This window comes from Streptomyces subrutilus (assembly GCF_008704535.1).
Taxonomy (GTDB): Bacteria; Actinomycetota; Actinomycetes; order Streptomycetales; family Streptomycetaceae; genus Streptomyces; species Streptomyces subrutilus.
Map to the genome: position 1 here is coordinate 366,434 of NZ_CP023701.1, position 25,231 is coordinate 391,664.

At 70.1% G+C, this 25,231-nt stretch carries 21 protein-coding genes; 11 read left to right on the top strand and 10 right to left on the bottom strand.

All coding sequences use genetic code 11. From position 1 onward, the window contains the following. Positions 1-61 precede the first annotated feature (61 nt). Positions 62-604 (bottom strand): TetR/AcrR family transcriptional regulator, encoded by a 543-nt coding sequence (locus CP968_RS01645; protein WP_150516275.1) that lies wholly within the window; start codon positions 602-604, stop codon positions 62-64. On the opposite strand from CP968_RS01645, the gene CP968_RS33970 reads away from it, so the two are divergent. The 4 genes from CP968_RS33970 to CP968_RS01660 all read left to right on the top strand — a co-directional run bounded on the left by CP968_RS33970 (position 603) and on the right by CP968_RS01660 (position 6,627). Further along, complete coding sequence (locus CP968_RS33970; RefSeq protein ID WP_167536742.1) at positions 603-773, top strand: hypothetical protein; 171 nt, start codon at positions 603-605, stop codon at positions 771-773. The two genes, CP968_RS01645 and CP968_RS33970, sit on opposite strands and share 2 nt — an antisense overlap. Positions 774-1,228: 455 nt before the next feature. After that, a complete protein-coding gene (locus CP968_RS01650) occupies positions 1,229-2,650 on the top strand; it encodes an FAD-binding oxidoreductase (protein ID WP_150516276.1) in 1,422 nt (473 codons plus the stop codon). 187 nt (positions 2,651-2,837) lie between these two features. Further along, complete coding sequence (locus CP968_RS01655) at positions 2,838-4,337, top strand: amidohydrolase family protein (protein ID WP_268253229.1); 1,500 nt, start codon at positions 2,838-2,840, stop codon at positions 4,335-4,337. Between the two features lie 736 nt (positions 4,338-5,073). Then, positions 5,074-6,627 (top strand): MFS transporter, encoded by a 1,554-nt coding sequence (locus CP968_RS01660; RefSeq protein WP_208835968.1) that lies wholly within the window; start codon positions 5,074-5,076, stop codon positions 6,625-6,627. Positions 6,628-7,443: 816 nt separating this feature from the next. On the opposite strand, the gene CP968_RS01665 is transcribed toward CP968_RS01660, so the two are convergent. Beyond that, positions 7,444-7,737, bottom strand: coding sequence for a DUF1330 domain-containing protein (locus CP968_RS01665; RefSeq protein WP_150516278.1), 294 nt, complete (start codon positions 7,735-7,737; stop codon positions 7,444-7,446). 935 nt (positions 7,738-8,672) lie between these two features. On the opposite strand from CP968_RS01665, the gene CP968_RS01670 reads away from it, so the two are divergent. The 4 genes from CP968_RS01670 (at position 8,673) to CP968_RS01685 (ending at position 13,913) form a co-directional block, all read left to right on the top strand. Next, positions 8,673-9,326 (top strand): hypothetical protein, encoded by a 654-nt coding sequence (locus CP968_RS01670; RefSeq protein ID WP_150516279.1) that lies wholly within the window; start codon positions 8,673-8,675, stop codon positions 9,324-9,326. A gap of 191 nt (positions 9,327-9,517) precedes the next feature. After that, positions 9,518-10,900 carry a glutamate--cysteine ligase gene (locus tag CP968_RS01675; RefSeq protein WP_150516280.1) on the top strand — a complete coding sequence of 461 codons (1,383 nt, stop codon included), beginning with the start codon at positions 9,518-9,520 and terminating at the stop codon, positions 10,898-10,900. Continuing rightward, positions 10,897-12,636, top strand: a complete 1,740-nt coding sequence (locus CP968_RS01680; protein ID WP_150516281.1) for a flavin monoamine oxidase family protein — start codon at positions 10,897-10,899, stop codon at positions 12,634-12,636. Before CP968_RS01675 ends, CP968_RS01680 begins: the two co-directional genes overlap by 4 nt. A 59-nt stretch (positions 12,637-12,695) precedes the next feature. Next, positions 12,696-13,913, top strand: a complete 1,218-nt coding sequence (locus CP968_RS01685) for a metal-dependent hydrolase family protein (protein ID WP_229885779.1) — start codon at positions 12,696-12,698, stop codon at positions 13,911-13,913. 589 nt (positions 13,914-14,502) lie between these two features. Here CP968_RS01685 and CP968_RS01690 read toward each other — a convergent pair. Together CP968_RS01690 and CP968_RS01695 are read right to left on the bottom strand one after the other, a co-directional pair. Further along, complete coding sequence (locus CP968_RS01690; protein WP_150516282.1) at positions 14,503-14,877, bottom strand: peptidase inhibitor family I36 protein; 375 nt, start codon at positions 14,875-14,877, stop codon at positions 14,503-14,505. A gap of 350 nt (positions 14,878-15,227) precedes the next feature. After that, positions 15,228-15,830 (bottom strand): choice-of-anchor C family protein, encoded by a 603-nt coding sequence (locus CP968_RS01695; protein ID WP_150516283.1) that lies wholly within the window; start codon positions 15,828-15,830, stop codon positions 15,228-15,230. A gap of 595 nt (positions 15,831-16,425) precedes the next feature. On the opposite strand from CP968_RS01695, the gene CP968_RS01705 reads away from it, so the two are divergent. Then, positions 16,426-17,310, top strand: a complete 885-nt coding sequence (locus CP968_RS01705) for a trypsin-like serine peptidase (RefSeq protein WP_150516284.1) — start codon at positions 16,426-16,428, stop codon at positions 17,308-17,310. Positions 17,311-18,194: 884 nt separating this feature from the next. Here the strand turns inward: CP968_RS01705 and CP968_RS01710 are convergent. Beyond that, positions 18,195-18,524 (bottom strand): NIPSNAP family protein, encoded by a 330-nt coding sequence (locus CP968_RS01710; RefSeq protein ID WP_150521637.1) that lies wholly within the window; start codon positions 18,522-18,524, stop codon positions 18,195-18,197. Between the two features lie 887 nt (positions 18,525-19,411). Between CP968_RS01710 and CP968_RS01715 the strand changes: the two genes are divergently transcribed. Continuing rightward, positions 19,412-19,975, top strand: coding sequence for a DUF4240 domain-containing protein (locus CP968_RS01715; RefSeq protein WP_150516285.1), 564 nt, complete (start codon positions 19,412-19,414; stop codon positions 19,973-19,975). A 139-nt stretch (positions 19,976-20,114) separates the two neighbouring features. On the opposite strand, the gene CP968_RS01720 is transcribed toward CP968_RS01715, so the two are convergent. Beyond that, complete coding sequence (locus tag CP968_RS01720; RefSeq protein ID WP_150516286.1) at positions 20,115-20,669, bottom strand: EF-hand domain-containing protein; 555 nt, start codon at positions 20,667-20,669, stop codon at positions 20,115-20,117. Positions 20,670-21,417: 748 nt separating this feature from the next. After that, complete coding sequence (locus tag CP968_RS01725; protein ID WP_150516287.1) at positions 21,418-21,825, bottom strand: RidA family protein; 408 nt, start codon at positions 21,823-21,825, stop codon at positions 21,418-21,420. Positions 21,826-21,966: 141 nt separating this feature from the next. Between CP968_RS01725 and CP968_RS01730 the strand changes: the two genes are divergently transcribed. Continuing rightward, positions 21,967-22,347, top strand: coding sequence for a winged helix-turn-helix transcriptional regulator (locus tag CP968_RS01730; RefSeq protein ID WP_150516288.1), 381 nt, complete (start codon positions 21,967-21,969; stop codon positions 22,345-22,347). A gap of 330 nt (positions 22,348-22,677) precedes the next feature. On the opposite strand, the gene CP968_RS01735 is transcribed toward CP968_RS01730, so the two are convergent. From CP968_RS01735 to CP968_RS34565, 3 genes are all read right to left on the bottom strand, one after another. After that, complete coding sequence (locus tag CP968_RS01735) at positions 22,678-22,857, bottom strand: hypothetical protein (protein ID WP_150516289.1); 180 nt, start codon at positions 22,855-22,857, stop codon at positions 22,678-22,680. A gap of 100 nt (positions 22,858-22,957) precedes the next feature. Beyond that, the gene (locus tag CP968_RS34560; RefSeq protein WP_229885782.1) at positions 22,958-23,629 is read right to left on the bottom strand and encodes an ABC transporter ATP-binding protein; all 672 of its coding nucleotides are present in this window, start codon (positions 23,627-23,629) and stop codon (positions 22,958-22,960) included. 2 nt (positions 23,630-23,631) lie between these two features. Next, positions 23,632-25,074 (bottom strand): ABC transporter permease, encoded by a 1,443-nt coding sequence (locus CP968_RS34565; protein WP_229885783.1) that lies wholly within the window; start codon positions 25,072-25,074, stop codon positions 23,632-23,634. Between the last annotated feature and the right edge of the window lie 157 nt (positions 25,075-25,231).

Sequence of the window (25,231 nt, forward strand, 5' to 3'; positions counted from 1 at the left end):
CGGGTGATGGCCTGCGGCTCGATGGGCCTTGAGGTCGACGCGCAGCCCGGATGGCCGCCGGTCAGCCGGTGCCCTCCGGCCGCTGGGTGAGGGCGATGATGCGGGCGACGAGCGCTTCGCGGACGGCAGGGGTGAGCCTGGTGTGTGTCGTGCCCTGCAGCATCCAGAGGCCGTCGGCGGCCATGCGGGCGAGCAGCAGGTCGATGTCGTGGGGGTCGGCCGTGTCGGGAGTGGGCACCCTTCGGTCGAGCAGGTTGTTCCACACGGCTTCGACCTTGGGATCGTGCTCGACCATGAAGGCGAGTTCGGCTCGACTCGCCGTGAGGCGTGTGCCGACCAGTACATAGGCGGCGACCTTCTCCTGGTCCGTCGCCTCGTCCAACGGCTTGCCGAGCCGGTCCGCGAGGAGCGCCTCCCAGCGTGCGGTCAAGTACTCCTGGATCGCCACCACGAGAGCCTGCCTGGTGGGAAAGTGGTACATCAGGCCCGGTTTGGTCACGCCGGCCTCTTCGGCAGCGGACTGGAGGGTCAGGGCGGTGATGCCATCGCGCTCGGTGACGCGGACGGCCGCTTCCAGGATGCGGGTTCTCGCACTGGGGCGCATGGATCTCCTCTGGGCTGGCTGGTCCGGGGTGCTCGGAAGCAAGGGGGGCGACGCGGAGATCACCAGCCTCTTCTCCTCCTTCGCCTCCGTCGACATGGACCTCGAACAGCTACGACGCCAGGGTGCGCGGATATCCCGCGAGCAGAGGCAAATGGCGCGCTCACCATGATTACTTTACCATCCAGAAGGTAAGCATCGAGTGGGCGCCCGCCGCCCTCCCACCAGCTCACGCTGGGCAGCCCCCTTCGAATCGAGCGCCGCCGGCCGCCCGGCCCGACAGTCATCACGGCATGCCGCACCACCCGCACCCACCCAGCATCGGATGCGTCCTGGCGATCATCGGTGGGGGCGGCCGCAGCGGCCACCCCCACCGGGGCCATCGGCGCGTCACCCTTCGACCGCGCACCCGTCGGGCGGGATGCACTTCCTGCCTCCTTCCGAAGTGTGGGCCGGACAGTCGCCCGAGTTAGTTACTTTGCCATCCGGATGGTAAAGTAACTAGCCTGCGGCGATGGCGGCACGACCTTCACGCTTTACCTTCTGGATGGTGAAGTAATAGAGGGGTGAACACAGTCTCCCGCCCGTCCACAGCAGCCGGAACACCCCGTACAACCTGGAGGAACCATGACTCGAGGAGACTTCGACCGCTTTGCCGAGCGCCTCAGCGGGAGGGTGCTGCTGCCGGGAAGCGAGGGCTTCGACTTCGAGCGGGGCGGCGCGGATCCGGCTTTCCGGCACGAGCCGGATGTGATCGTCTGCGCCGAGACGGCCGAAGACATCCAAGAGGCAGTGCGGTTCGCCGCGGAACGCGACATGCCGATCGCCGTTCAGGCGACGGGGCACGGTCTCGCGAGGCCGGCCCGGGGCGGTGTCCTGCTGTCCACCCGCCGCATGTCACATGTCGAGATCGACTCCGAGCGGCAGACGGCGACGGTCGGGGCGGGCACCCGGTTCGGACAGCTCATCCCCTTGGCCGCGGAACACGGCCTGGCGCCTCTGAGCGGGTCCTCGCCCGGTGTCGGTGTCGTGGGCTACACCCTGGCCGGCGGGCTGAGCCTGCTCACCCGGACTTACGGATGGGCTGCCGATTCGGTCCGGTCCCTCGACCTGGTGACGGCCGACGGCACTCTGCGCACCGTCACTCCGGAGAGCGACCCGGACCTGTTCCGCGCCCTCTTCGGAGGGCGGGACAACTTCGGGGTTGTCGCCCGCCTGGAGATCGAGCTCGTCCCCGTCACGCGTCTGTTCGGCGGCGGATTCTTCTTCGACGGCGAAGCGGCCGGTCGGGTCCTGAACGCATGGAGCCGCTGGACCCGTGACCAGCCACCCGAGATGAACTCCTCCGCGGCGCTGATCTCCTTCCCCGACGCCCCCGACGTGCCGCCGGCCCTGCGTGGCCGCGACGTACTGCATGTGCGCATCGCCTACACCGGCACCGCCGACGACGGGCGAACCCTGGTGGAGCCGCTGCGGCAGGCCGGGCCCCTGCTCCTCGAAGACCTGCGCGACATGCCCTTCACGCAGAGCGCCACCGTCCACAACGACCCGCCTGTCCTCCTGGCCGCCCACGCCGACACCGCGCTGCTGGAACGCCTGGACGAGGCGACCGTCGACACCCTCCTCACGATGGCGGCCCCATCCACCGGCTGGCCGACCGCGATCGAGATCCGACACCTCGGTGCTGCCGCCACAGACCCGTCTCGCGCCATCGCCGTAGCGGACCGTAACGCCGAATTCCTCCTCTCCCTCGTCACCCTCGTCGACGCGGACGTCACACGCGACAAGGTCGCGGACCTCTACGACCGCGCCCTGGCAGCGCTGGCACCGGTCACACGCGGTGCGGCACTCAACTTCCTCGGGGCCGGCGCCGATCCGCACCGGCTCCGGGCCGCCTACAGCGAGCAGGACTTCGCCTTCCTGCAGAACATGAAGCGCACCCACGATCCGAAGAACCTCTTCCGGAACAACCACACGATTCCCGCGCCCGACCCCGACCCCGACCCCGACCAAGCGACATCGCCCCGAGCAAGCGCGGGGGCCTCGTGATGCTGCGCTCCGACACCCGGGCGATGACCCCCACCAGCCAGCCGGACCCGCCCTCCTCATGAATCGCGGGCCCCGGTTCCGAATGTCCCATCGATCTCGAACACCAGAAGTGCTTGTAAGGAGAGAATCCATGACCAGGTCAGCAGCAACGACCGAATCGAGTCCTGGAGCCAGCCGCCGAAGCGTGATGGTCAGCGCCGCCGCAGTCGGAGCAGCGGCAGTCGGCGTAGCCGCGGTCGCGTCCCCCGCTTCGGCCACGTCCGGATCCACGCCGACGGCGGCGGAGCCGACGACCGGACCGCGCGCCTTCCCGGCCGACCGTCCCGTCCTCTTCCGTCGGGCGACCGTGATCACCATGGATCCGCGCCGCGGCGTGCTGACCGACACCGATGTCCTGGTCCGCGGCACCACCATCGAGTCCGTCGGCAAGCGGCTGCCCGCGCCGCCGCACGCCACCGTCATCGACGCAGCGGGAGCCCTGCTGCTCCCCGGCTTCGTCGACACACACCGCCACCTGTCCGAAACGGCACTGCGCGGCGTGGGAGCGGACTGGACCCTGGGCAACTACTTCCAGTGGATGGTCCAGAAGTGGGGACCCCTCATGCGGCCGGAGGACATCTACGCGGCCAACTACATGGGCGTGGTCGACGCCGTCAACGACGGCGTCACCACCGTCACGGACTGGTCCTACGCGATGCTCACTCCGGAGCACGCCGACGCCGCCGTGGACGCGCTGGTCGCCGTACCCGGGCGCGCCCGCTTCGCCTACGGCAACGGCTTCTCCCCCGACCTCGGCTGGGTGCTCGACGGGCGCATCGACCGCATGCTCAAGAAGCGCTTCAGCGGCCGCCCGGACCAACTCGTCACCATGCAACTGGCGCTGGACGTCAACGGTTCCATGGGCCATGCCCGCGAGGCCCTGAAGTTCGCCCGCGACCGCGACCTGCCGGTCACCACCCACGCCGGCGTCTTCCAGTTCGCGGAGGACGCGCAGATCAAGTTCCTCGCCGAGACCGGCTCACTGTCACCGTCGTACACCCTGGTCCACGGCGGGGCGTTGACCGACGACGCCTACCGGATCATCGCCGACAGCGGAGCCCAGCTGTCCATCTCGGCGGAGAGCGAACTCAACGCCGGGCAGGGGTACCCGCCCACCGCGAAGGCGCGCGAGTTCGGCATCCCGGTCTCGCTGTCCCTGGACACGGTGGCGTGGTGGAGCGGCGACATGTTCTCCATGATGCGCGCCACCCTCAACGCCGACCGGGGACTGGCCCACCTGCGCGCACATGAGGCCGGCAGAACGGTGGCCAGCAACCAACTGCGCGCCCAGGACGTGCTGGAGTACGCCACCATGGGCGGCGCACGAGCCCTCGGCCTGGACCGCCTCATCGGCTCCATCACCCCGGGCAAGCACGCGGACCTCGTGATGCTGCGCACCGACACCCCGGCCATGACCCCCACCATCAACCCGGTGGGACAGGTCGTCTTCCAGGCCGGACGCGGGGACGTCGACACCGTGATGGTCGACGGACGCGTCCTCAAGCACCGCGGCACTCTCATCGGCGCGGATCTGGGCCGCGCCCGGCGGCTGATCGAGGATTCGCTGGAGTACCTGCGCTCGAAGATCCCGAACAACGAATGGGAACAGGCCGTCAACCCGCCGCAGGACGCAGCCACGCGTTCCTGAGACCGAACACTGCCGGCGAGTCCTGTGGACCACCTGTGCGAGGGCAGTCCGGCTCGGCTGGCCGCGATCGCGGCCAGCCGAGCCGGACGAAGACTGCCTCCGCACGGGTCAGGCCGATGCCAGGCCGTGGCGCGCCCACGCTCCCGCCGCTTTCGTGGGGCTCCCGCCGGCGGATGACCGCGCGGGATGCGGAGCATCGTTCGCGTATGTACGCCGACGCGAGCCGGGAAAGGCGTGCCGGCCGAACGGACCGGTGCCCGGCGCCGCCTTCACGAGGTCCGGCCGGACCGGGCCTCTCCAAGAGGGCTCCCCCATCGCCAAGAGGCCTTTCCAGCCCGCCCTCGGCTCCACGTTGCCCTCGTGTTCAAAGGGGCCCTCGGCCACCGGCTCGCACCGATGACCGCAGGGTGGAACACCTCCCGCCCGCCGCGACCTCGCACCTTGATCCGCACACCGAGCGGTTTCCCGCGCCAGTTTTCCACGCCATCATTACTTTGCCTTCTAGAAGGTGAAGTAATGATGGCGTGATCCCACGCACCCTATGACATCGACCTTCCCGTGCAGCTCGGCCGCCGACGGCATCCCCGTGCTGCTGCGGAACGCATCCGGCGCTTTCCGTTCCGTCGTGAAGCGCTCGTGCACGCATGACCGTCCGGCTGATGAGCCGGGCGTACACCGACCGACTCCCCCGGCTCGCGCCGCCCGCGCGAGCCGGGCGTACGAGAGGAATCCGAATATGAGCAGTCCACGCCGTTGGTGGCTGCTGGCGACGGTGTCCCTGGGCCTCGTCATGATCGTGGTGGACAACACGATCCTCTACACCGCACTGCCCGTCCTGACCGGCGATCTCGGCGCGGACCCCTCCGAGATGCTGTGGATCATCAACGCCTACCCCCTGGTCATGGCCGGCCTCCTCTTGGGCGCCGGAACGCTCGGCGACAAGATCGGCTACCGGCGGATGTTCCTCTGGGGACTCGTGGTGTTCGGCCTCGCGTCGCTCGCTGCCGCCTTCTCCTCCTCGCCCACAGCGCTGATCGCCGCCCGCGCACTGCTGGGTGTCGGCGCCGCCACCCTGATGCCGGCCACGCTGTCCCTGATCCGCGTCGCCTTCGAGGACGCTCGCGAACGCAGCATCGCCATCGGCATCTGGGCGACCACCTCCGTACTGGGCATGGCTCTGGGTCCGATCCTCGGCGGTGTACTGCTGGAGCACTTCTGGTGGGGTTCCGTCTTCCTCATCAACGTACCGGTGGTGGTTGTGGCCCTCGTCGCAGGAGGGATCCTGGCGCCCAAGACCTCTGCACGCCGTGACACACCCTGGGACCTCGTAGCTTCCCTCATGGCCATGACCGGACTCGTGGGTCTCGTCTACGCCCTGAAGGAGAGCGTCCGCCCCGGCGGGAACCTCCTGCACATCGCCGTGGCCGCTGCCCTCGCACTCGTCGTCACCCTGCTCTTCGTGCGTCGTCAGCGAGACCAGGAACATCCCCTGCTCGACCTTGCCCTGCTGCGCGCTCCCCGACTCCAAGTGGGATTCGTCGCCGCCGCCCTGGCACTGTTCGCCACCACCGGCGCTCAACTCGTCCTGTCACAAAGGCTCCAGCTCGTCGACGGCCAGACCCCGCTGGGGACCGGACTCGTCGTAGCGGCCCTCGCCGTGGGCTGCCTGCCGACGGGTCTCATGGGAGGGGCGCTCGCGCACCGGCACGGCATCCGCCGCATGATCATGAGCGGTCTGATCGTCAGCGCCGCAGGCACCCTGCTCGTCCTCGCCACCAGTCCCGGCGTGCTGCCGCTCCTTCCCGCGACCGCCGGACACGCCTGGGTCGTACCCGGCCTGCTCGTCCTCGGAGCCGGCATGGGACTCACCATGACCGCCGCGTCCGCCACCATCATGAGCAGCGCCCCGGCCCACCGCGCAGGCATGGCCGCGTCCATCAACGAGGTCGCCTACAAGATGGGCACCCTGTTCGGCATGGCCGTCTTCGGCAGCGTCCTGGGTTCCCTCTACACCGCCACCATCGACCTTCCCCCGGCAGCACCCCCGGGCGCCGCCTCCAGCATGGACCAGGCCCGCGCGCTCGCCCAGGCCCTCCCCGCCGCGCCTGCCCGCGCCCTGCTCGACGCGGCGACAACCGCGTTCGACCGGGGATACCTCTGGACCCTGGTCATCGGTACCGCCCTGCTGGCCTGCGGCGCCCTGTTCACCGCACTACGTCTCGACAAGACGGCGCCGGCGCGGGAGACCTCGCCCCAGTCGGCAGCCGCGCCTTCCGAAGCCGGACGGTGACGTAGCAGGCGAGCCGCCGGCTCCCCGGCCTATGCCCTGTCCGAACGAGCGGCTCCGCCCCGAGGAAATGCGCGCGATCGCCGCCCTCGACGACGCCGGCGGCCGGCGCGGCTGACGGGCCCCGATGCCTCCGGGCTCGTACCCCCGTGGTGGGGCGGGCCGGTGCGGGTCCCGCTCCGACGCAAGCACCGACACACCTGCCGTCTCCATCGCGGACGGACTGCTGCCGCGCGGTATGTCCGACCCGATACCGTGCCGGTGGGAGCACGGCTCCCGCAAGCGGCCGGACCGGGAGTACACCGGCATGCTCTGCCGCGACCATGGCGCCACCCGCTGCCCGGCCTGCGCCTCCCTGAACCGTACGAAGGCGGCCCCGCCAGCTCTTGGCCGAGATCTCGGAGGGACGAGAGCTCCGGCGGGAGCCCGTCGCTCTGGGACTTCGGCATGACCGTCACCCCCGACGGGCAGCACATCCGGGCCGACGACACCCCCACGACCGAGCCGTACAGCGCGCCATCGCCCTCCCCGGCCGAATCGGAGTCGGGCTGAAGCTCCCGGTGGCCAGGGCTTCGGCTAACGCATCGTCCCGGCCACCGGTACGAGCCGTTGCCGCCCCGTGGGCCACCCGGCCGGCGCCGCCCCGGGGAGACCGGTCCCGCGACGGCGGGCGTAGGTCAGGCCGTGCCGCCGCCTCAGAGGAACGGACCGCGCGGATCCGCGCCGGCGGACCTGGGGTCGGATGGAAGGCCCGGGCCGTCACCGCGTGCGCAGGACGTCTCACCAGCCTGACTTCGGTGAAGATCCGACTGGACCTGGTCAGTCGATGCCTTCGACGATGCGGAAGTCGCGCTCGACGCCGTCGGAGAGGGCGGCCAACGCCTCCTGGTAGGCCGCACTCCCGTGCGCCGCGACGGCCTGCTCGAAGCTGTCGAACTCGATCAGCACGGTGCGCTCGGCGATACCGGCGTCGTGTGCGACGACCCGACCTCCACGGGCGAGGAACCGTCCGCCCCCGGCCTGGACGGCCGGACCGGCCAGCCTGCTGTAGGCAGCCAGCTTCTCAGGGTCTGAAATGGTGCGGTAGGCGCTGACCCAGTAGCCCTTGGGCACGGAACCTCCAGTGTCGGGATGGGTGCATCTGACGTACGGGGTGGTCTCGGACGAGCGTCGGCGGGCGAGAGCGGGGCTTGTCAGCGTCGCGATCGCCACGGCGACGATACCGACCAGGGGCGCGGTGGTGTAGGCGCTGTCGTCGGGGAGCCCTCGGCACGCCGAAAGCGGCGAAGCAGAGCAACGGCTACCGGACGGGGAGAGGGGGCTTGGTGCTGCGGCGCCTGGAGGGCCGGCCCGCCGGGTCACCGCAGGCAGGCGAGAGTCCCGACAAGGCAGGGCCGGTTCTGGAGCCCACGGGAGGACTTCAGGTTTCGCGGGCCGTCTCGCTCCCCACGACCACTGTGCCGAGCAGTCCCCTTCCCTGCGCCGTCCGACCGAAGCGATCCCTACCGACCGCGGCTCGCCGCCCCGGGCTCGGCGGACGGAACCACGTCGCTGCACTGTACGAACGACCGATAATGTCGACCAGAGAATCCGGCGCCCGGAAGAACGTCCTGAAAATAGTGATGCCCGAAGCATCCGCGAAGTTCTCGGCGCGCGCTTTGTCGTAAATCGGTCCTGCGGGATGACGACGGACGAGGGGGAGGTTCAACACGGTACGGAAGTTTCTCATGTGAGATCCACATGGAACAATATTCGGACATTTATCATTTCCCTTTCCTTTCGCCATCGGGCAAGGGCAGGCAGTTTACGCAGTTCAGACGCACCGTCGAGCCGGCCGCCCGGGATGCGAGCAGCCAGACGATAAGCAGATCCACGGTGGAGAACCCGATCCGCTTGCTAGGTCCGTCCTGGAGGGCAATCATGGGCCGTGCCGGCACGTGCCGCGAGAGCTGCGTCGAGCACGCGGCCCGTCCGCCACGTCGGCCCTTCCGCTTTTGGCGCACTCCTCTTGCCGCCGTCCACGATCTTCCTTCAAGGAGGGCTTGCTCTTGCCTGGCACCGAGTTTATCGACCGAGTCGGGATAAACATTCCCGAACACCTCAGCGCCAACGAGTTCCTTTCACTGGCCCGGGAAGGGATGATCGAAGAAGAACATCTGCGCAGTTTCGCACTGGCCGAGTTCCAGTCACAGGAAGCCGAGTTCACTGCCTACGGCCTGCTGACTTCCCGGTTCCCGCACGAGGTCCCCGGCGGGTTCTTCTCCTTCGTCACGCGCGAGCTGATGCAGGCACGCCAACGCATGGTGACCGACCTCGCACCCGCCCTCGGCATGTCGGTCGACCGCATGCGCCGGGAGCCCCGGCTGGAAGCGGTGCGGCGGTTCACCGAATTCATATCCTGGGTCGCCCTGCACGCCGGAGCGGGGGAGGCGGCTCTTCTGGCCCGCACCGACTTCGCCCTGTGGTGCAACTCCTGCGCGGTCCTCGCCGACGTCCTCGCCGAGACGGAACAAGTGCCTCAGGCCGTGGTGGCGTACGTGGAAGCCTATCGGGACAACCCGCCGGAGGTCGCGGACGGTGTTCTGGAGGTCATCGAGTACGGCAGGGCGCACCACGAACCCGACGCGTGGATCACCCGCAGCGCGGTGCGGATGGAGCCGGCACTGCGTGAGTGGTGGCGCGCGGTGGCCACGGCCGGCTGAGCGCACCGGCACCGCGACCGCTTTCGGAGGACAAGGGCACGGCCGTGCAGGGGAGTGACATGGGCCGCGAGGTCGGTCGGGTGAGGTTCACGGAGCGGGACCACATGTTGTTCCGGTCCCGCCTGACGGAGTGCCTTTCCGCGCTGGGGAAAGTGATCACGGACTCCGATTTCGGGACGGGGCCGCCCACGTTGGGAGCAGAACTCGAATTCTCCCTCATCGAGCCGGACGGCCGTCCGGCGCCAGTGAACGCGGCCGTCCGGGAAGCCTCCCAGGACGACCGGCTCACCTTGGAAGTGGCCCGTTTCAACCTGGAGGCGAACCTGACCCCGGTTTCCGCGCGCGGGCGCCCCTTCACTGCCCTTGCCGCGCAGGCGTCACAGACCCTGGCGGACATCGCTGCCCCGGCCTCGCACCCCCGCGCCGTCGTCGCGATCCCGATCGGAACCCTGCCTACGCTCACACCGGCCGATCTGACCGCGCGGGCTCTGACTCATCTCCCCCGCTACCAGGCGCTGGAGCGGGCGTGGGCGCGCCGGCGTCCTTCGCCCTTCGTCCTGCCGCTGGGCGAACGGGACGCGCTCAGGGCGGAGTCCGTGGCCGTCCAAGGTGCGGCGTGCTCCTGGCAGGTGCACCTGACGGTCGCCCCGGACCTCTTCCACCGCGCTTTCAACGCCGCTCAACTCGCCACCGGACCGGTTCTGGCAGCCGCGGGAAACTCCCCTCTCCCTCTCGGCCGCCCCGGATGGCAGGAGGCCCGCATCCCGGTGTACGAACACGGCTTCGGCGACCGCGTCGCGCCCGGCTCCGGCATCCGTCGCCCCCGGGTCGGATTCGGCCGCGGATGGATGCGGGGTGGTCCTCTCACGGCGTTCGAGGAGGCGGTACAGCGCTACGACGTCCTGCTGCCGGAGAGCTCTTCCGGCAACCACGACGCGCCCGGCTGCTGGCCCGCACTGGAGGAACTCCGACTGCACCTGAGCACGGTGTGGTGGTGGAACCGGCCGGTATACGACCCGCTCGGCCACCTGCGGATCGAGTTCAGGGCGCTTCCGTCCGGGCCGACCCCGCTGGACATGGCCGCGAACGCCGCCTTCCTGATAGGTCTCACCCTCTTCCTGACGGCCGACGGACGCGACGTGGCGGCGGACCTTCCCTTCGCCTACGCCAAGGAGAACTTCTACCGCGCCGCGCGTGAGGGCCTGGGCAGTTCCCTGTGGTGGCCCTCGCCTGGCGCCGCCCCACGGGAGCACGGGGCCGCCGCCCTCATCGAGGAGTTGCTGCCACGGGCCCGGGAGGGACTGGCCCTCCTCTCCGTGGACGCCGAGGAGGCCGACGCCCTGCTGGACCTGATGCACCATCGGGTCGTGACGGGCCGTACGGGGGCCTGGTGGCAACAGCGGACACGAGAAGCGCTGCGCCGGCCGGGACCATCGGACACCCGGCAGTCCGAACGCCGGCGGGACGTCGCCGAACTGGCAGAGCTTACGGTCCACTACGCGAGGCTCGCCGCAGGGGCCACTCCGGTGCACACCTGGCAACTGCCCGCCCTCCCACCCTGGAGCCAGCGATGAGCCCGACCACTCCCCCACCCGCCACCGACCTCCAGGTCGACTTCCCCTTCGACTACACCGCGCACGTCGGCGGCAGCCGACGCATGGGACGGCTCCCCGAGGCGGCCCGCGGGGCGCGCGTCGCCGTCGTCGGCGCCGGCGGCAGCGGGCTGGCCGCCGCCTACGAACTGCTGCGGGCCGGCTGCCGCCCTGTCCTGTACGAGGCCGAGCGGAGCCCTGACGGGCCGGGCGGCCGGCGTCTGGGTGGACGCATGTACAGCCGCCGCCTTCGAGAGGAGGACAGCGCCGTGGTCGAGCTGGGCTGCATGCGCTTCCCCGACTCCGCCTCGCTGCTGCGCCAGTACGCCCGGACGTTCGGCGTCCGACTGGAACCGTTCCGCGACAACTACGCCGCCCCCGTCACACCGCTGACCGTGCTGGACGTGGACGGCGCCCAGTACGCTGCCGAGAAGATCGAGGACCTGTACCACCGGCACGACGGCTTCCGCGAGGCGCACGTGCGCTGGCAGCGCGCCCTCGCCCGGGTCGGCCTCCCGCAGATCCGGCGGGACCTGGCCGCGCGTGACCTCACCGCGGTGCGACGGCGCTGGAACCAGGTGCTCGAACGATTCGAATCCTGGTCCTTCTACCGCTTCCTGCGCGAATCCGGGGGCGCGGGGTTGAGCCACGACCAGGCACGGCTCCTGGGCACCGCGGGGGTGGGGCCCGCCGTGTGGGACTCCTTCTTCGAGATCAGCGTGATCGAGATCCTGCGGCTGCTGCTGTGCACCGAGGGAAGCGACACGCTGTACGCGCCCGACGGCATCAGCCGGCTCGCCGAGGGCTTCTGGACCTGGCCCGTCAACGACCCCCGCGGACGGCCGTGCAGCCTGGAGGCGGTCAACGAGGGGGTCCTCCGGCCCGCCGTGCGTCTCCTGGAGGTCGATCCGGACGCGGCACGCGGTGTGGTGGTGCACGATGAGGACGGGAGGGACGAGCGGTTCGCGGCCGTGGTGTTCACCCCGCAACTGCGTCTCCTGGAGACCGGGGTCGAGGTGCGTTCCACCACTCCCCGCGTGCCCGTGTTCGGTCCCCGGTTGTGGAGGGCCATCCGACGCCTCTCCTACTGGCAGTCCGCCAAGACCGCCCTCGTGGTCGAACGACCGTTCTGGGAGACGACGACCATGGACGGAGTGACCCTCACCGACCGGCTGCCACGCGCCGCCTACACCATGGATTACGGGCCCGCGCGCGGCCCCGGGGGCCGCCGGGGTGTGCTCGACCTCAGCTTCAGCTGGGCCCAGGACGCCCTCAAGGTGTCCCCCTCCGACCTGGAGGAGAGGGTCGCCCTCTTCGTCCGCGACCTCGCGGACATCCACCCGGCGATAGCGGAGGAACTTCGCGCCCAGGTGCGCCTGGGCGAGGCGGTGACGGTCTCGTGGGAGAACGAGAAGAACTTCCGCGGCCTGTGCCGCTGGTCCTGCCCGGGCGACTACCCGTACCAGCGGGACCTTTTCGCCCACTTCCTCAAGGATTTCACCGGAGCCCCCGCCGTAGAGGGCGAACCACCGAACGCCCTCTACCTGGCCGGTGACGACACCTCCTGGTCACCCGGCTGGCTCGACCACGCCCTCGCCTCGGGCCTCAATGCAGCCTGGGGAGTTCTGCGACAACTCGGCGCCGCCCCCGAGCCCGGCAATCCCGGCCCCGGTGACGTCTGGAGCGACCCCCGCTACACGCCGCTCCCCAGCTCCTGAAGGGCGCCGACGCCACCCTCCGCACTCGTCGAACCGTGTCCGCCGCTCCGGAGGTACCCGTGCCCGCACCCGCCAGCCGAGAAGTCCTGCTGCGACCCGACCGCGTATGGGACGCGGTCGGGGACACCCCCGTCGAAGGCCTGTACGTCCTCGTGCGCGACGGCCGTGTCGCGGCCGTCGCGCACGACCTCGCCCCGGCTCCGGACGCGGACGTCCTCGACATGCCCGGCTGCACGTTGCTGCCCGGACTCATCGACTGCCACGTCCACCTGCTCGACGAGGAAGCGGAGACCGGACCCGCCGCGTACCAGACGCTCACCGCCGTGCCCGTCCTGCGCACGCTGCTGCGCAACGGATTCACCAGCGTCCGGGACCTCGGCAGTGCCCACCTGCCTCTCAACGTGTCGCTGCGCAACGCGGTCGAGGACGGCCTGATCGAAGGACCACGCATCTTCGCGGCCCCCAACATACTGTCCCCGCGCGGCGGCCATGCCGACAAGAGGCCCCATCTCGCCCAGCGGTACGGGCATCAGATCGGCACCCTGGCCGAAGGCGTCGAGGAGCTGCGCCGCGCGGTACGCGAACAGGCCCGCGCGGGAGCAGACTGGATCAAGTTCGCGGGCGGCGGCGGATTCACCTCACCGGTGGACAGCCCCACCAGCACCTCCTACTCGCGCGTCGAGGTGCACACCATCGTCGCCACCGCCAATGACCTCGGCCTGCCCTGTGCGGCCCACGTCTTCACCGACCGGGCCGTCCTGCGCGCCGTCACCGCCGGGGTGCGCAGCGTGGAACACGGCTGCTTCGCCACCCTGCCCACCTACCGGGCCATGGAAGAGGCGGGTACGTACCTGGTGCCCACCCAGTACGTCCAGACCCACTTCCTCGACCGCCTCGACGACGACGCCTTCTGGGACGGCTCCGCGGCCTTCGCCCGCGAGAAGTACCGCGAGCACGCCGAGGCGCTGCGCGAGGGACTCGTGCGGCCCGCCCGGACCGATGTGAAAACGGCGTTCGGAACCGACGCCGGGATGTTCCCCCATGCCGACAACTGGCGGGAGTTTCCCACCCTGATGGACCACGGCTACTCCGCCCTGCGGGCCCTGCGGGCAGCCACGAGCGTCGCGGCCGAACTCCTCGGCCGACCCGACCTGGGCACCATCGCCCCCGGAGCCACCGCCGACCTGGTCGCCCTCGAAGGCGACCCGTTCCAAGACATCGCCGCCGTCGCCCGGGTACGCCACGTCATCCAACGGGGCCGCCTGGTGCCCCGATGACCGACCACGATCACCCTGGGTAGCCCTCCCCCGCGCTCTCCTCTCCCCTACGCACTCGCACTCGAAAAGCCCGCTGGCCTTATTCACGGACCCTGCTCTGTTCAGGTTGTCCTCCCGGCCACGTACGGTCTGCGCATGACCAGGACCGCGCCGGCCAGACCGGTCTCCCCGGAGGCCGTGTTCCCGGAGCCGGCCCTCTACCGGGGCCGCGACCCGCTTGCATCCCCGGCCGGGGCGGCCCGGCATGCGCGAGAGCCATGTCGGCGGGCCGATGCTGTGGGGACGCCGAGCCGTGGCCGGTCTGCCGCGAGCCGCACCGGCCCGAGGCCGATGGGCACCTGCCGGACGAGATCCGCAGGGCCCGGGCAGCGGGTGTATGGCCGAGGAGCCGGCCGTGGCCCGGCGCGGGCACGCCCGGGGAGGACGGGCCGGTCCGTTCGTCTCACGCGGGCGCTGCGAACGCCCTGACCGACCGTGACCGATACCGGCCGACGTTCTGTCCGACCGAACGCGTGCCGAGCCCGCTCGCGACGCATCGTCCATCCGGTGGTTGGTGCGCCGCGGCGGCCCTGACCTCCTCCTTCCGGGACTACTGCTTCTTGAACGAACGGATCTGGTAGTTGCCCTGGAGGTTCCCCTCGCCGCCGGACGGAGTGGATCCGACCCGGGAGTGGAAGTTGGTCTGCGTGTAGTACTGCACGCGGTGGCCGGTGTTGTTCCGCACCGAGCGGACGTTCTGCCCCCGCTGGATGAACGAGCAGTCGTCGGCGGTATTGGCCTTGCTCTGCTGGGACCACTGACAGCGGGTCCCGCCGCCGTTCCAGTCGCTGTAGATGCAGAAGTGGCCCTGCGCACACGAATAGGCCCGCGCCGGCGGCGCGGCCGCGGCGCTGGCCATCGGGGCGATGCCGAGGGCGACGGCCGCGGCGAACGACGCGAGACCGAAGGAACGAAGACGAAGCATGGGAGGCTCCCTTTCGATTGTCCCATTGGGATTCCATTGCGCGATGTATCAGCATGAATGCGCATAGACAACCGCTCACACACGCCCAGTTACTGCTTGTCGTTACTGATCCACTCAGAGCGTCGCGCCACCGAGGCCGGGGGCGACATGCGCAACGAACGCAACCGGCTCCCGGCGCCCTCCGACGACTCTCGCTGCCCTCCCTCCTCCGGGCGGAGCCCGCCGCGGCCCCACGCCGCCGGGTCTTCTCCTCGTCTCGCTGCGCCGCCCGAAGCCGATGGCCGGCCGCTCTCCGCCGGATCGACTACCGGATTTCCTCGTCCTCCTGGAGGATCGCCACGGGGCGCCCGTCATGTGCCGCAGGAGCACGGACAGCACGTGCGGACGCGGACGTCGTCGATCACCGGCCCGTAGGCGCCGGCCACGGTGCTGGCGAAGCCCAGGGTCGTGGACGAGGCACCCGCGACGAAGGTGACCTGCCGGGTCACATAACCCATGGCGGCGCGCGTCTTGCCGGTGGAGTCGAAGGAGAAGTCCTGGATGTTCTGGCCGTCCAGCAGGACCCGCCCGGTCTTGACGGCGGGTCCGCCTTCCGGGTTCGCGCTGAGAGAGTAGGTGACCGTGTACTGCTGGCCCGCCGTCGTGGCGAAGGTCTGCGCCACCGCGCCGGGCTGGGCGGCGTTCAGGTCCACGGACTGGTCGCCCTCGGCCGCCTGCCAGAACCCGGCGCCGATCAGGTCCACCGCCCCGCTGGTGACCTTCCACGGTCCGATGGGCTGCCCGACCGAGACGGTGCTGTACGCGTTCACGGGCGCGGCGGGGTACTCGAAGCTGCCGTCATCGAAGCGGCTCACCGCCGCGGCCGCGGCGGGTGCGGCGAGGGCCGTGCCGGATCCGGCCGAGAACAAGGCCGCGACCGCGACAGCGGCAAGGACCGTACGGGTGGACGTCATGGGTTCCTCCATGGGGCCGAGGGTCGGTGCGACCACTCGAATGTCCTCAGTACCGACCGGCGTGCGCAAGGATCGCGGGGCGGTGCGCGGGGGCAGATGCTCTTCGAAACGACCGCTGTCATATCAGCGCGCGCCACCGGAAGCCGTTTGGGAATTGCCGGGCCGATCATCCGACTGCTCCCCGTTCATCTGGTTGTACGGCCGCGCCCAACACCTGGACGACCACCGAGCTCATTCTTCTCCTGCGCGAGCGAGGCATCAGCCTCTCCACGGCGCAGGTCCACCGGCTGTTCGCCGACCGGCCCGAGCATCTGCCCCTGCCCCGATCACGCTTCTCCCCCGGACTGCCCCGCCGCACCGCGACCGGCGTCCGCGCCTGGGCGTAGGTGGCGGACGACCGCTCCCAGGTCGGGCCGCGGCCATCCAGGGACGCCGGATGCCGGCGTGATCCCGGGCAGGGCCGCGAGGTGCTCGGCGGCCCCTGGCCGGTCTCGGTCGCCTTGGATCAGCGCGCGGGCCGGGCAGGGCAAGCGGCTCGGTGTTCGGGCTGGTCAGCGCCTTGAAGTACCCTGCCCTGACTTTAGGGGAGAACGAAATGACGGCTATCGGACGAGCGCGCAGTTGGGCGGCAGCGGGAGTGCTGCTGATCGGGGTCGCTGGATGCGGGTTGGTCCCGCACGCGTCAAGGCCAGCCGGGGGCGGCCCGACGGAGGCGAAGATCACGGCCCATGAGGCGGCTCTCACCGCCACCGAGCAGCAGCACGTCGAGCAGTACTGGGCGGGCCAGGGGATCGCCGCGATGGCGAGGACCGACCGGTCCGGTGCTTTTGTGCAGCCGGAATGGGACAAGGGCGGCGCGATCGCCCGCACCGTCGGCCGCATCTACGTCACGGGCGCCCAGGACGCGGCCTGCACTGCGACGGCCGTGGGCACGAACACGGTCGTGACCGCGGCCCATTGCGTGCGCACGACCCTGCCCGACGGATCCTCGCGTACGGCGACATGGGACAAGAACCTGTACTTCGTTCCCGGCTACCGGGACGGACAGAGCCCTCACGGCGGGTTCACCGTGCGCAGGGTGCACATGGCCGAGGACTGGCAGGCCGATGGCAGCGATGTCGCGATGCTGGAGATGAACCCCGCTGCCGACGGACGGAGCGTCTCGGCGGTGGTCGGAGCCCAGAAGATCGCCTTCGGGGCCAAACCGGGAGGCTCGACCCACCAGTTCGGGTATCCCTACACGAGCCGCGTGCTCCACTGCGAAGGTCCCGGCACGCAGCCGGGGGACGCGCCGCGGTTCTTGCGGATTCCCTGCCGCATGGGCGTCGGATCCAGCGGGGGCCCCTACATCGTCGATCTCGATCCGGCGGGCATCGGGACCGTGGTCGCCGTGAACGTCAGCAGCGACGCCGCCTACAGCTACGGCACTGCGCTGGGGCCCGTCGCCAGCAGGCTCTTCACCCAGTCCGAACACCCCTGACAGCAGGACCCGACCGCGGGGCTCCCCACGGTGCCGGGTCCGGCCGGGGAAGCGCGGCCGAGCCTCCGTCCCGTCAACGGCGCACGCCGAGGACGACATCGACTGGACCGTGTCAGTGGACTCCACCGTCGAGCGGCCCCACCCCGCACGCCGCCAGCGCACGCGCCAAGCCCGGCCGGTACCGCTCGCCCGTGGCCGGAGCGTCGGTTCAGCGTCGCCGCACCGGACAGGCGCCAACTCGGCGCACCGGGACCACGATTACGAACCTTCGGCCGGGCGCGCGGGAGCGCATGGCTCTGCGGTCGAAACCGTCCTCGACCCCGGGAAGGGAAAGGCCCGGCCCTCCCGAGTGGTTTCGGGAGGGCCCGGTCCGTGCCGTGCGCGGCCCATCGCCGACGTTTTCACCATGGGCTCCGCACGCCCTTGACTCCCAGGCCCGGACGCGGCCCTGGGCGTGCGGGTGGAGCTTCAGCAGCAGGTCCTCGCCGACGAATCCGTCGCGCCGCCAGATGGTGCACAGGGTCCCCGGACCCGCCTCGGCGACCTCCCGCTCCGCGTCGGCCGAGGTCCGCACCAGGGCTTCGACGACCGGCCTGCCCCGCTGTCCCCCGACCGCCCGTGCCAGCCGGACCCGCCGCCCGGCGGGGACGGCCCGGTCGGCCGGGTCGGCCGGGTCGCGGGCGTCCTGACAGGGCAGCTCCCACCAAGTACACGAGGTAACGAGCTGCGCGCCGACCACGATCAGGTACTGCAAGGGCACGAGCAGGGCCACGGGCAGCTTCAGGACCACTCAAAGGCTTCCGCGGAATCGCCACCCGTACGAGAAGACCGCCACCTCCTACGAAGCAGCGGACACACTCGCAGCAACCGCGATCTCGGCAAGATCATTGTGGGGACGGACCCTGGGGCACGACGTCGAGCGGCCGCAGGAAGCGGCGCTCATACCGCTTGATGCAGCGGGTGTTGCGAGCCAGTTCGAAGGCATCCTGGCACTCTGGGTCGGTCATGCTGTCCGTGCGGTACTGCTCGTACGCGGCGAGGCTGGGAAAGGAGAAGAGGGCGTATGCGATGTCGCTGTCGCCCTCACTCGGCAGGAAGTAGCCGTGGTGCGTCCCGCCGAAGCGGTTGACGAGCCCGACCCAGCGGCGTCCGTACTCCGCAAAATCCTCCAGCTTGTCGGCGTCGATCTCGTATTTCAGATGAATGGTGATCACGCCCACATGATGCTCCATGCCGGTTCGGGGTCGGAGGCAGCCCGTGTGCCTCGGCGCCCGCCGGGCAGATGAGCACGGGTCTACCTCCCGGACCACCACGCAGCCCTCCCGCCCAGTCCTGAACCCAATCCCACCCAGGTCGTTGGGCGCTGACCGGCGGGCGCCCTTTGTACGGCGGTGAGTACGCGCGCTGCTCCTCGCGCGGCAAGAAGGATGCGGCGGACCGTCTTGGGCCGCGAATACGCCGTCTACCGGCGCCTTCCTGACCGGTCATCGCCGACGTGGTCCGCGGGCTGCCGAAGGCCGCCCCGTCGGCCCGCTCGGCTTCGCGCAGGTCTCCCCGCACCTAACCGAGCACACTGAGCGATTCGACGAGTACTCCACCGCCGAACTCGGCATCGCCCCCGACGACTGCGATGCCCGCCTGGACATCGGCTTCAGCATGCTCGGCGACGACAAGAGGCGACAGCGGCATGACGGACAAACCGACGCCGTCCGAACAGGCCGTTCGCGGTCTCGGGGGCATGGAGCCGAGACTGGCGGGGCGATCACATCGAACAGGAAGAATCGCTAGCCGTGACGTTCAACTCTGACATCCTGTCCATCTCCGTGAACCGTGCGCCCCCTATCACCTACGAGGGCATTAGGAACTGGATGACGTCGACCCTGCCGCCACCCGTTCACCTGGGACGGGGACGAGGAGGAGCATCCCCGCTCGCCGGTCCGCGCGTGGGTGCCACCCGCGCTCTCCGGTATGGCGGGCTGGTGTCAGGGAGAACGCTGGTGTGAGGATCAGGTGGACGCGATCATCCGATACCGCCGTCGGGCGGTCGGCGAGTACGGCGGCCCGCTCGGTTCTGTCATACCCGGATGGCAGAGTGCGTCTCATGGAAACTGACGAATTCTGGCACCTGATCGAGGCCGCCCGCTCCCAGGCCGGGGAGCGCCGGACCTTCGACCAGGCGTTGGTGGAGCTTCTGGCCGCCCGCTCGAAGAAGAAGATCCTGGAATACCAGGAGCAATTCGATGAACTCCACCATGCCCTCTATCGCTGGGACGTGTGGGCGGCGGCGTATCTCATCGGCGGTGGCTGCTCGGACGACAGCTTCATCGACTTCCGAGCGGGCGTGATCGCCCAGGGGCGCGGCTGGTACGAGCGGATTGCCCTCGACCCCGATGAACTCGCGGAGCACCCCCTCGTCGTCACTGCCGCAGACGCACACGACGACCTGTTCTACGAGTCGGTCAACTACTCGGCTCGCTATGCGTTCAAGCAGCTCACCGGCGGCGAAGAAGACTTCCATCAAGCGTGGGAGCACTACCGGAGCACCCGAGCCCGTGAACAGGTGGACGCGGACATGGGCGAGGACTTCGACTTCGACGACGACGAACAGATGCGTCACCGCCTGCCGCGGCTCGCCGCCCTGTGCCTCCAGGACCGCCCAGCGTGAGCTGGACGTACGGGTCGAGGCTTGCGTGGGGACGGCCTCGCACCGATCGCCTGCGCCCGGACCAGTCGATGCTCTCCGTCTCCGCCGCCTGCGCCTGGAGGCCGTGGGCCCCGGCCACCCATCCGGGTGGGTGTGGGCGTCAGGCGGGGTGGCCGATGGGGCCCAGGAGGTAGTTGCCGGGGGCGTCGGGGTTGTTGCTGAGGTAGAAGTCGACGATCGCGGCGCGGAACTCGTCGTGGCTGATGACGCCGTTCCCGTCGAGGTCGAGCCTCGTGAACGCCGGCCCGGAGTGTTCGGGCGCGACACCCAGGGTTTCGTACATCCGGATGTACTCATCGCGGCTCAGAACGCCGTCGGTGTCGGTGTCGGCGGCGTTCATGACGGCGTCGGCGATCGCCATGACCGCGCTCTCGAAGTGCTCGGGGGAGGTCACGCTGGCTTCCATCGTGGTGATGAACTCCGTGCGTGAGATCTGTCCGTCGCCGTCGGTGTCGGCGTGCTGGAGCAGGAGCTGCCACCACTGCTCGAACGCGCTGTGGATGGCGCCGATGTTGCTGTGGTCCTCGTCCCTCGCTACCTGGGCGAAGACCTTTGCCGTGGTCCGCATGTCGTCCTCGGAAAGCTGCCCGTCCTGGTCCTGGTCGAACCAGGTGAACAGGACGGCGAACTTCTGGTTCTTCACGGCGCTTGCCATCGGGTGTTCCTCACATCCACAGGCCGTCGGCCCTCATGGCACGGCGGTCTGACCGAACGCTACGGACGGCCACGGCAGCCCGGGCAAGGAACGTTGCGGAGCCACCAGCACGGGGGAAGGCCCGCACGCACACCCGGACGCGAGAACCGGGCCCCTCTCCAGGTGTCGTGGTCCGCACCCCTCGGCCATACGGCTGCTGGAGATGGGCGAGGCGGACGTGCTGCTCGCCACGGACCCGCGCCCGGCTTCCTGGGCCTTGGGAGGTGCTCCACCGGGAACGGAGATCGAGCACGCGTTTCCGCGGGAAGCGTGGCATCGCCATTCCGTTTTCCCGACGCCCTCCTCGCCGCGCCCAGTGGGCGTGACAGCAGACCTACGCCGAGCTCGCCCGTACCCCGGCCAGGGCGGGTACCACCCCGCTGCGCCGCCGGCCGATCGCCTGCCCGGGCGCCTGTGCACCCACCCGTACCTGAGCACAACCACCGGCCGGCGGGCCGGCGCCGTCGAGCCGCGCCGCCGACGGCCGTAGCAGCGCCGACCGAGGCTCGGCATGGACGATCGGCCCGGACCACTCGATCGTCTCGGACCAGACGCCGCCGAGGGCACCCGCGGCGCGCTCGTCGGTCGCACTCGTCGGTCGCACTCGTCCGGCGCGGGCCGGCTCTGCGAGGGTGCGACTGGGCAGGCTGGTTGGCCTCTGGGCGACGGAGTTGGAAATTCCGGCGGCCAGGGGCCCAAGAGGGCCTGTTCAGTCGAGGACCGCGGTGGCTTCGATCTCGACCAGGTGGTCGGGGACGTCCAGTGCCGCAACCCCTATCAGGGTGGCCGGCGGGGCCGGTGTGACGCCCAGCTTCGCGGCTGCCCGGGAGATGCCTTCCAGGAGGGCGGGCATCTTGTCGGGGGTCCAGGCGACGACGTAGAAGGTCAGCTTCGCCACGTCGTCGAATGAGCCACCCGCCTCGGCCAGGGCGGCGGCGACGTTGAGATAGCACTGCTCGACCTGGGCGGCGAGGTCGCCCTCACCGATCGTGACTCCCTCGGCGTCCCAGGCGACCTGCCCGGCGACAAAGACCAGCTTGGACCCGGAGGCGATCGACACCTGCCGGTAGACGTCGATCTCGGGCAATCCGCCGGGGTTCGCAAAGGTGATGGCCATGCTGCGTGTCTCCTCGTCCTGAGCGCTTGGGTGAGCGCGTCCGCGCCGACCCACACTCACACTCTCTTGTGGTTACTCAGGAACCGTAAGAGAGTGGGCGCGGACGTGGAAGAACGCACTTTTCAGTGACTGGAGAACCCCATGGTGACCAAGCAGCTCACAGGCTCGCCCGAGGACGCGGACCTGGCACGGGCGGATTCCCTGGCGCGGGAGATCTTCTCCGACATCGCCAACAAATGGGCGTTCCTCATCGTCGAGGGCCTCGGTGACCGCACCCTGCGCTTCAGCGAGCTGCGGAACGAGACCGAGGGCATCAGCCACAAGATGCTCACCCAGAACCTGCGCATGCTGGAGCGCAACGGCCTGGTCGAGCGCACCGTGTACCCCACCGTCCCGCCGCGGGTCGAATACACCCTCACCGAGCCGGGTCAAGCCCTGCGCGCAACGGTCGACGGAATGTGCGGCTGGACCCACCAGTACTTCGCTCACATCGAGGCCGCGCGCCAACGCTTCGACACCTGACGGCCGGTGCACGCGCCGCCGGTACCGGCCGGCTGCGATGCCCAGGGTGGCCGACCAGAGAGTGCTGACCGCTCTTCCGTGGCGGCTACGCCGGAAGAGCAGCAGCCGCGTCGAGACCGGGACGGCGCTGAGCAGCACCGGGGCCGCGACCTGGTGTGGTGCGTGAATGCGGATGGCGGTGCCGCCATGGCGACGCCCGTACGGGCGGTGAGGACGTGCGGCAGGCCAGGGTGCTGACCCTGGGCTCAGTCTCCTGGCGGCCCGGAGCCGTTGCGCCGGCGAGCATGGCGGCCTCCGCACGGTTCGGCGAGCCGTCACACCGGACGGCTCTCAGGCCGCCGTGACGATCGAGGCCCGTATCGCCGCGGCCCACTCCTCCAGCAGCGCCGCGTGGCGGGCGCGCTCGGTGTCGGACAGGCGGCCCTGGGCTCGGGCGAAGAGGCCGCGGATGTCGGTGTTGATCTCGGCGAGGGGGCGGTCGGGGACCGGCTGGTCAGGGGTGGGGCTCACGTGATCAAGAGTAGGCGGGGGGTCTGACAGCCGACGGGCGTGTCCGTCATGCGGACGCCGTACGGCCGGCACCCCCTCCCGCGTCCTGTGCTCCCCCGCCCTACTGGGCGGTCAGCTTGCCCCGCTTCAGTCGCAGCACCTCGTCGCAGGCCGCGGCGACCTGCCGGGAGTGGGTGACGACCACGACGCACTTGCCCTCGTCGTGCGCGAGGCTGCGGAACACCTCGATGATGTCGGCGGCGGTCTCGTGGTCGAGGGCCCCGGTGGGTTCGTCGGCGAAGAGGACGTCGACCTCGCAGGCGAGGGCGCGGGCGATGGCCACGCGCTGCTGCTGGCCTCCGGACAGTTGGAGGGTGCGCCGGTTCCGGTCGGCGCGGTCGATGCCGAGGAGGTCGAGGAGCTCCTCGGCGCGCTGCCGGTGGCGGACCCCCTCGACCTTGGTGATCTCCATCGCGGAGGTGATGTTCTGCACCGCCGTCAGGTACGTCAGCAGGTTGAGGGACTGGAACACGGTCGCGGCGTGCCGGTTGCGGTAGGCGCCCAGGCCGAGGTCGCGCACGTCGCGGCCGGCGAAGCGGACCGTTCCGGCGGTCGGGGAGTCCAGGCCGCTGGCGAGGGAGAGCAGGGTGGTCTTTCCGCTGCCGGAGGGGCCGATCACCGCGTACATGCGGCCCGCCTCGAAGGCGTAGTCGATGTCCTTGAGCACCACGCGCTTGCTGTTTCCGGTGCGGTAGGTGTGGCTGACACCGGCCAGTTCGAGGAGTGCGGTCACGGTCAGTTTCCCTTCGAGAGGATGTCGCGGGGGGTGAGCCGCAGGACGCGGATGCCCGGGACGAGGGTGGCGAGGGCCGCGATGCCGAGGCCGGTCGCACCGATCCTGGCGATGTCGGCGGGGCCGGTACGGATGTCGATGCGGTCGATCGGCTCGACCTGTTCGCCGTCGTCCTCGGACGTGATCCCGTTCACCGCGCCGGGGTCGGGTGCGCCGTCGTCGGACGCGCCCTGGGCGCGGGCGGACGAGACCTCGCCCGCCAGCACCCGGTCCCCGATCGCCTGGGAGAGGACCTGGCTGCCGGCCGCGGCGAGGCCGATGGCCACCAGGGCGCAGGCCGCCACCTCCACCAGGTGCTGGCCCAGGAGCTTCGGCTTCTTCTCGCCGAGCGACATGAGGATGCCGAGCTCGCTCCGCCGCTCGCGCAGGTTCGAGGCGACGACGAGGGCGAGGATCGCGGTGCCCGCGACGGCCACCAGCCCTACGGTGAGGCCGGCGAAGGCCGCGGTCCTGGTGATCGGGCCGACCAGCGTCTTGTACGCCTTGTCGTTGACGGTCAGCGGGAAGATGCCGAGGTCCGCGCCGGCGGCCCGGGCGTCGGCCTTCAGCCGGTCGAGGTCGTCGGGGCCGCGCAGGGTGAACGTGGCCGACTTGACCACGCCGCCGTCGGCCGCGGTGTCCTTGCCGAGGAGTTTGCTGCCGCCTTCGGGGGTCACGTAGATCTGGTTGGCGGGGTGCGTCATGGCCGGTACGTAGCTGCCCGAGTCGGGGGTGCCGCTGCGGTAGACGCCGCCGACGACGAAGTCGAACTGCCGCGTGTCCGGCTCCTGTCCGGCGATCGGGGCGTTGCCGATCCGGAGCGTGACGCGGTCGCCGACGGCGAGGCCGTTGGCCTTCGCCAGGCGCTCTTCGATGACGACCACGTCGGCCGCGCTGTCGGGCTTGATGCCGGTGCCGGAGACGAGCGCGTCGTCGCCGTTGCGGAAGGCGGAGAGGGCGTCGAGGTCGCGGACGCCGTCGGCCTTGAAGAAGTCGAGGCCGTCGTCCTTCCGACCGGCGGGCAGCGGCACGGGTTCGTAGAGCTTCATCCGGTCGGTCGGCTTGGCGCCGGAATCGGTGGAGTAGTTGCACCGGGTCACCGCGGACGAGCCGCATATCCGGTCGACCAGATCGCGGTGCAGGTCGCCTCCGGCGCCGATCGTCCCGGGGGTCGCGCCATTGTTCTTGGACGCTTTGCCGGAATTGATCAGGGCATTCAGATCGAGTTGCATCGTGGCCACCGCGCCCACGCTCTCCTTCGCGTCGTCGGCGGCGCGGGCGGCTGCGGTCTGGATGAGGAATCCAGAGAGCACGAGGGTGCAGATGACGAAGAACAGGCCGGTCAGCATGACCGTCTTGCCCAGCTGGGCGGCGAGCCGCCAACCGGCCCGCTTGAGGAAATTCATAAATTTCTCATCCTTTCGCCAAAACCCGATCGCGTTTCCGGGAACGGAGAACAACGCTAGATTCCCGGGGTTTTGAGCCGCGTTCAGCGCGGGAAGGCCGCCCGGCCAAAATCAAACACGGCTCATATACGTGCTCTGATATCCAGGAGCCGGACCG

Coding starts and splice junctions, on each gene's coding strand:
- CP968_RS33970 (WP_167536742.1), top strand. CDS start 603: ATGGATCTCCTCTGGGCTGGCTGGTCCGGGGTGCTCGGAAGCAAGGGG.
- CP968_RS01645 (WP_150516275.1), bottom strand. CDS start 604: ATGCGCCCCAGTGCGAGAACCCGCATCCTGGAAGCGGCCGTCCGCGTC.
- CP968_RS01650 (WP_150516276.1), top strand. CDS start 1,229: ATGACTCGAGGAGACTTCGACCGCTTTGCCGAGCGCCTCAGCGGGAGG.
- CP968_RS01655 (WP_268253229.1), top strand. CDS start 2,838: ATGGTCAGCGCCGCCGCAGTCGGAGCAGCGGCAGTCGGCGTAGCCGCG.
- CP968_RS01660 (WP_208835968.1), top strand. CDS start 5,074: ATGAGCAGTCCACGCCGTTGGTGGCTGCTGGCGACGGTGTCCCTGGGC.
- CP968_RS01680 (WP_150516281.1), top strand. CDS start 10,897: ATGAGCCCGACCACTCCCCCACCCGCCACCGACCTCCAGGTCGACTTC.
- CP968_RS01690 (WP_150516282.1), bottom strand. CDS start 14,877: ATGCTTCGTCTTCGTTCCTTCGGTCTCGCGTCGTTCGCCGCGGCCGTC.
- CP968_RS01695 (WP_150516283.1), bottom strand. CDS start 15,830: ATGACGTCCACCCGTACGGTCCTTGCCGCTGTCGCGGTCGCGGCCTTG.
- CP968_RS01705 (WP_150516284.1), top strand. CDS start 16,426: ATGACGGCTATCGGACGAGCGCGCAGTTGGGCGGCAGCGGGAGTGCTG.
- CP968_RS01715 (WP_150516285.1), top strand. CDS start 19,412: ATGGAAACTGACGAATTCTGGCACCTGATCGAGGCCGCCCGCTCCCAG.
- CP968_RS01720 (WP_150516286.1), bottom strand. CDS start 20,669: ATGGCAAGCGCCGTGAAGAACCAGAAGTTCGCCGTCCTGTTCACCTGG.
- CP968_RS01725 (WP_150516287.1), bottom strand. CDS start 21,825: ATGGCCATCACCTTTGCGAACCCCGGCGGATTGCCCGAGATCGACGTC.
- CP968_RS01730 (WP_150516288.1), top strand. CDS start 21,967: ATGGTGACCAAGCAGCTCACAGGCTCGCCCGAGGACGCGGACCTGGCA.
- CP968_RS34565 (WP_229885783.1), bottom strand. CDS start 25,074: ATGAATTTCCTCAAGCGGGCCGGTTGGCGGCTCGCCGCCCAGCTGGGC.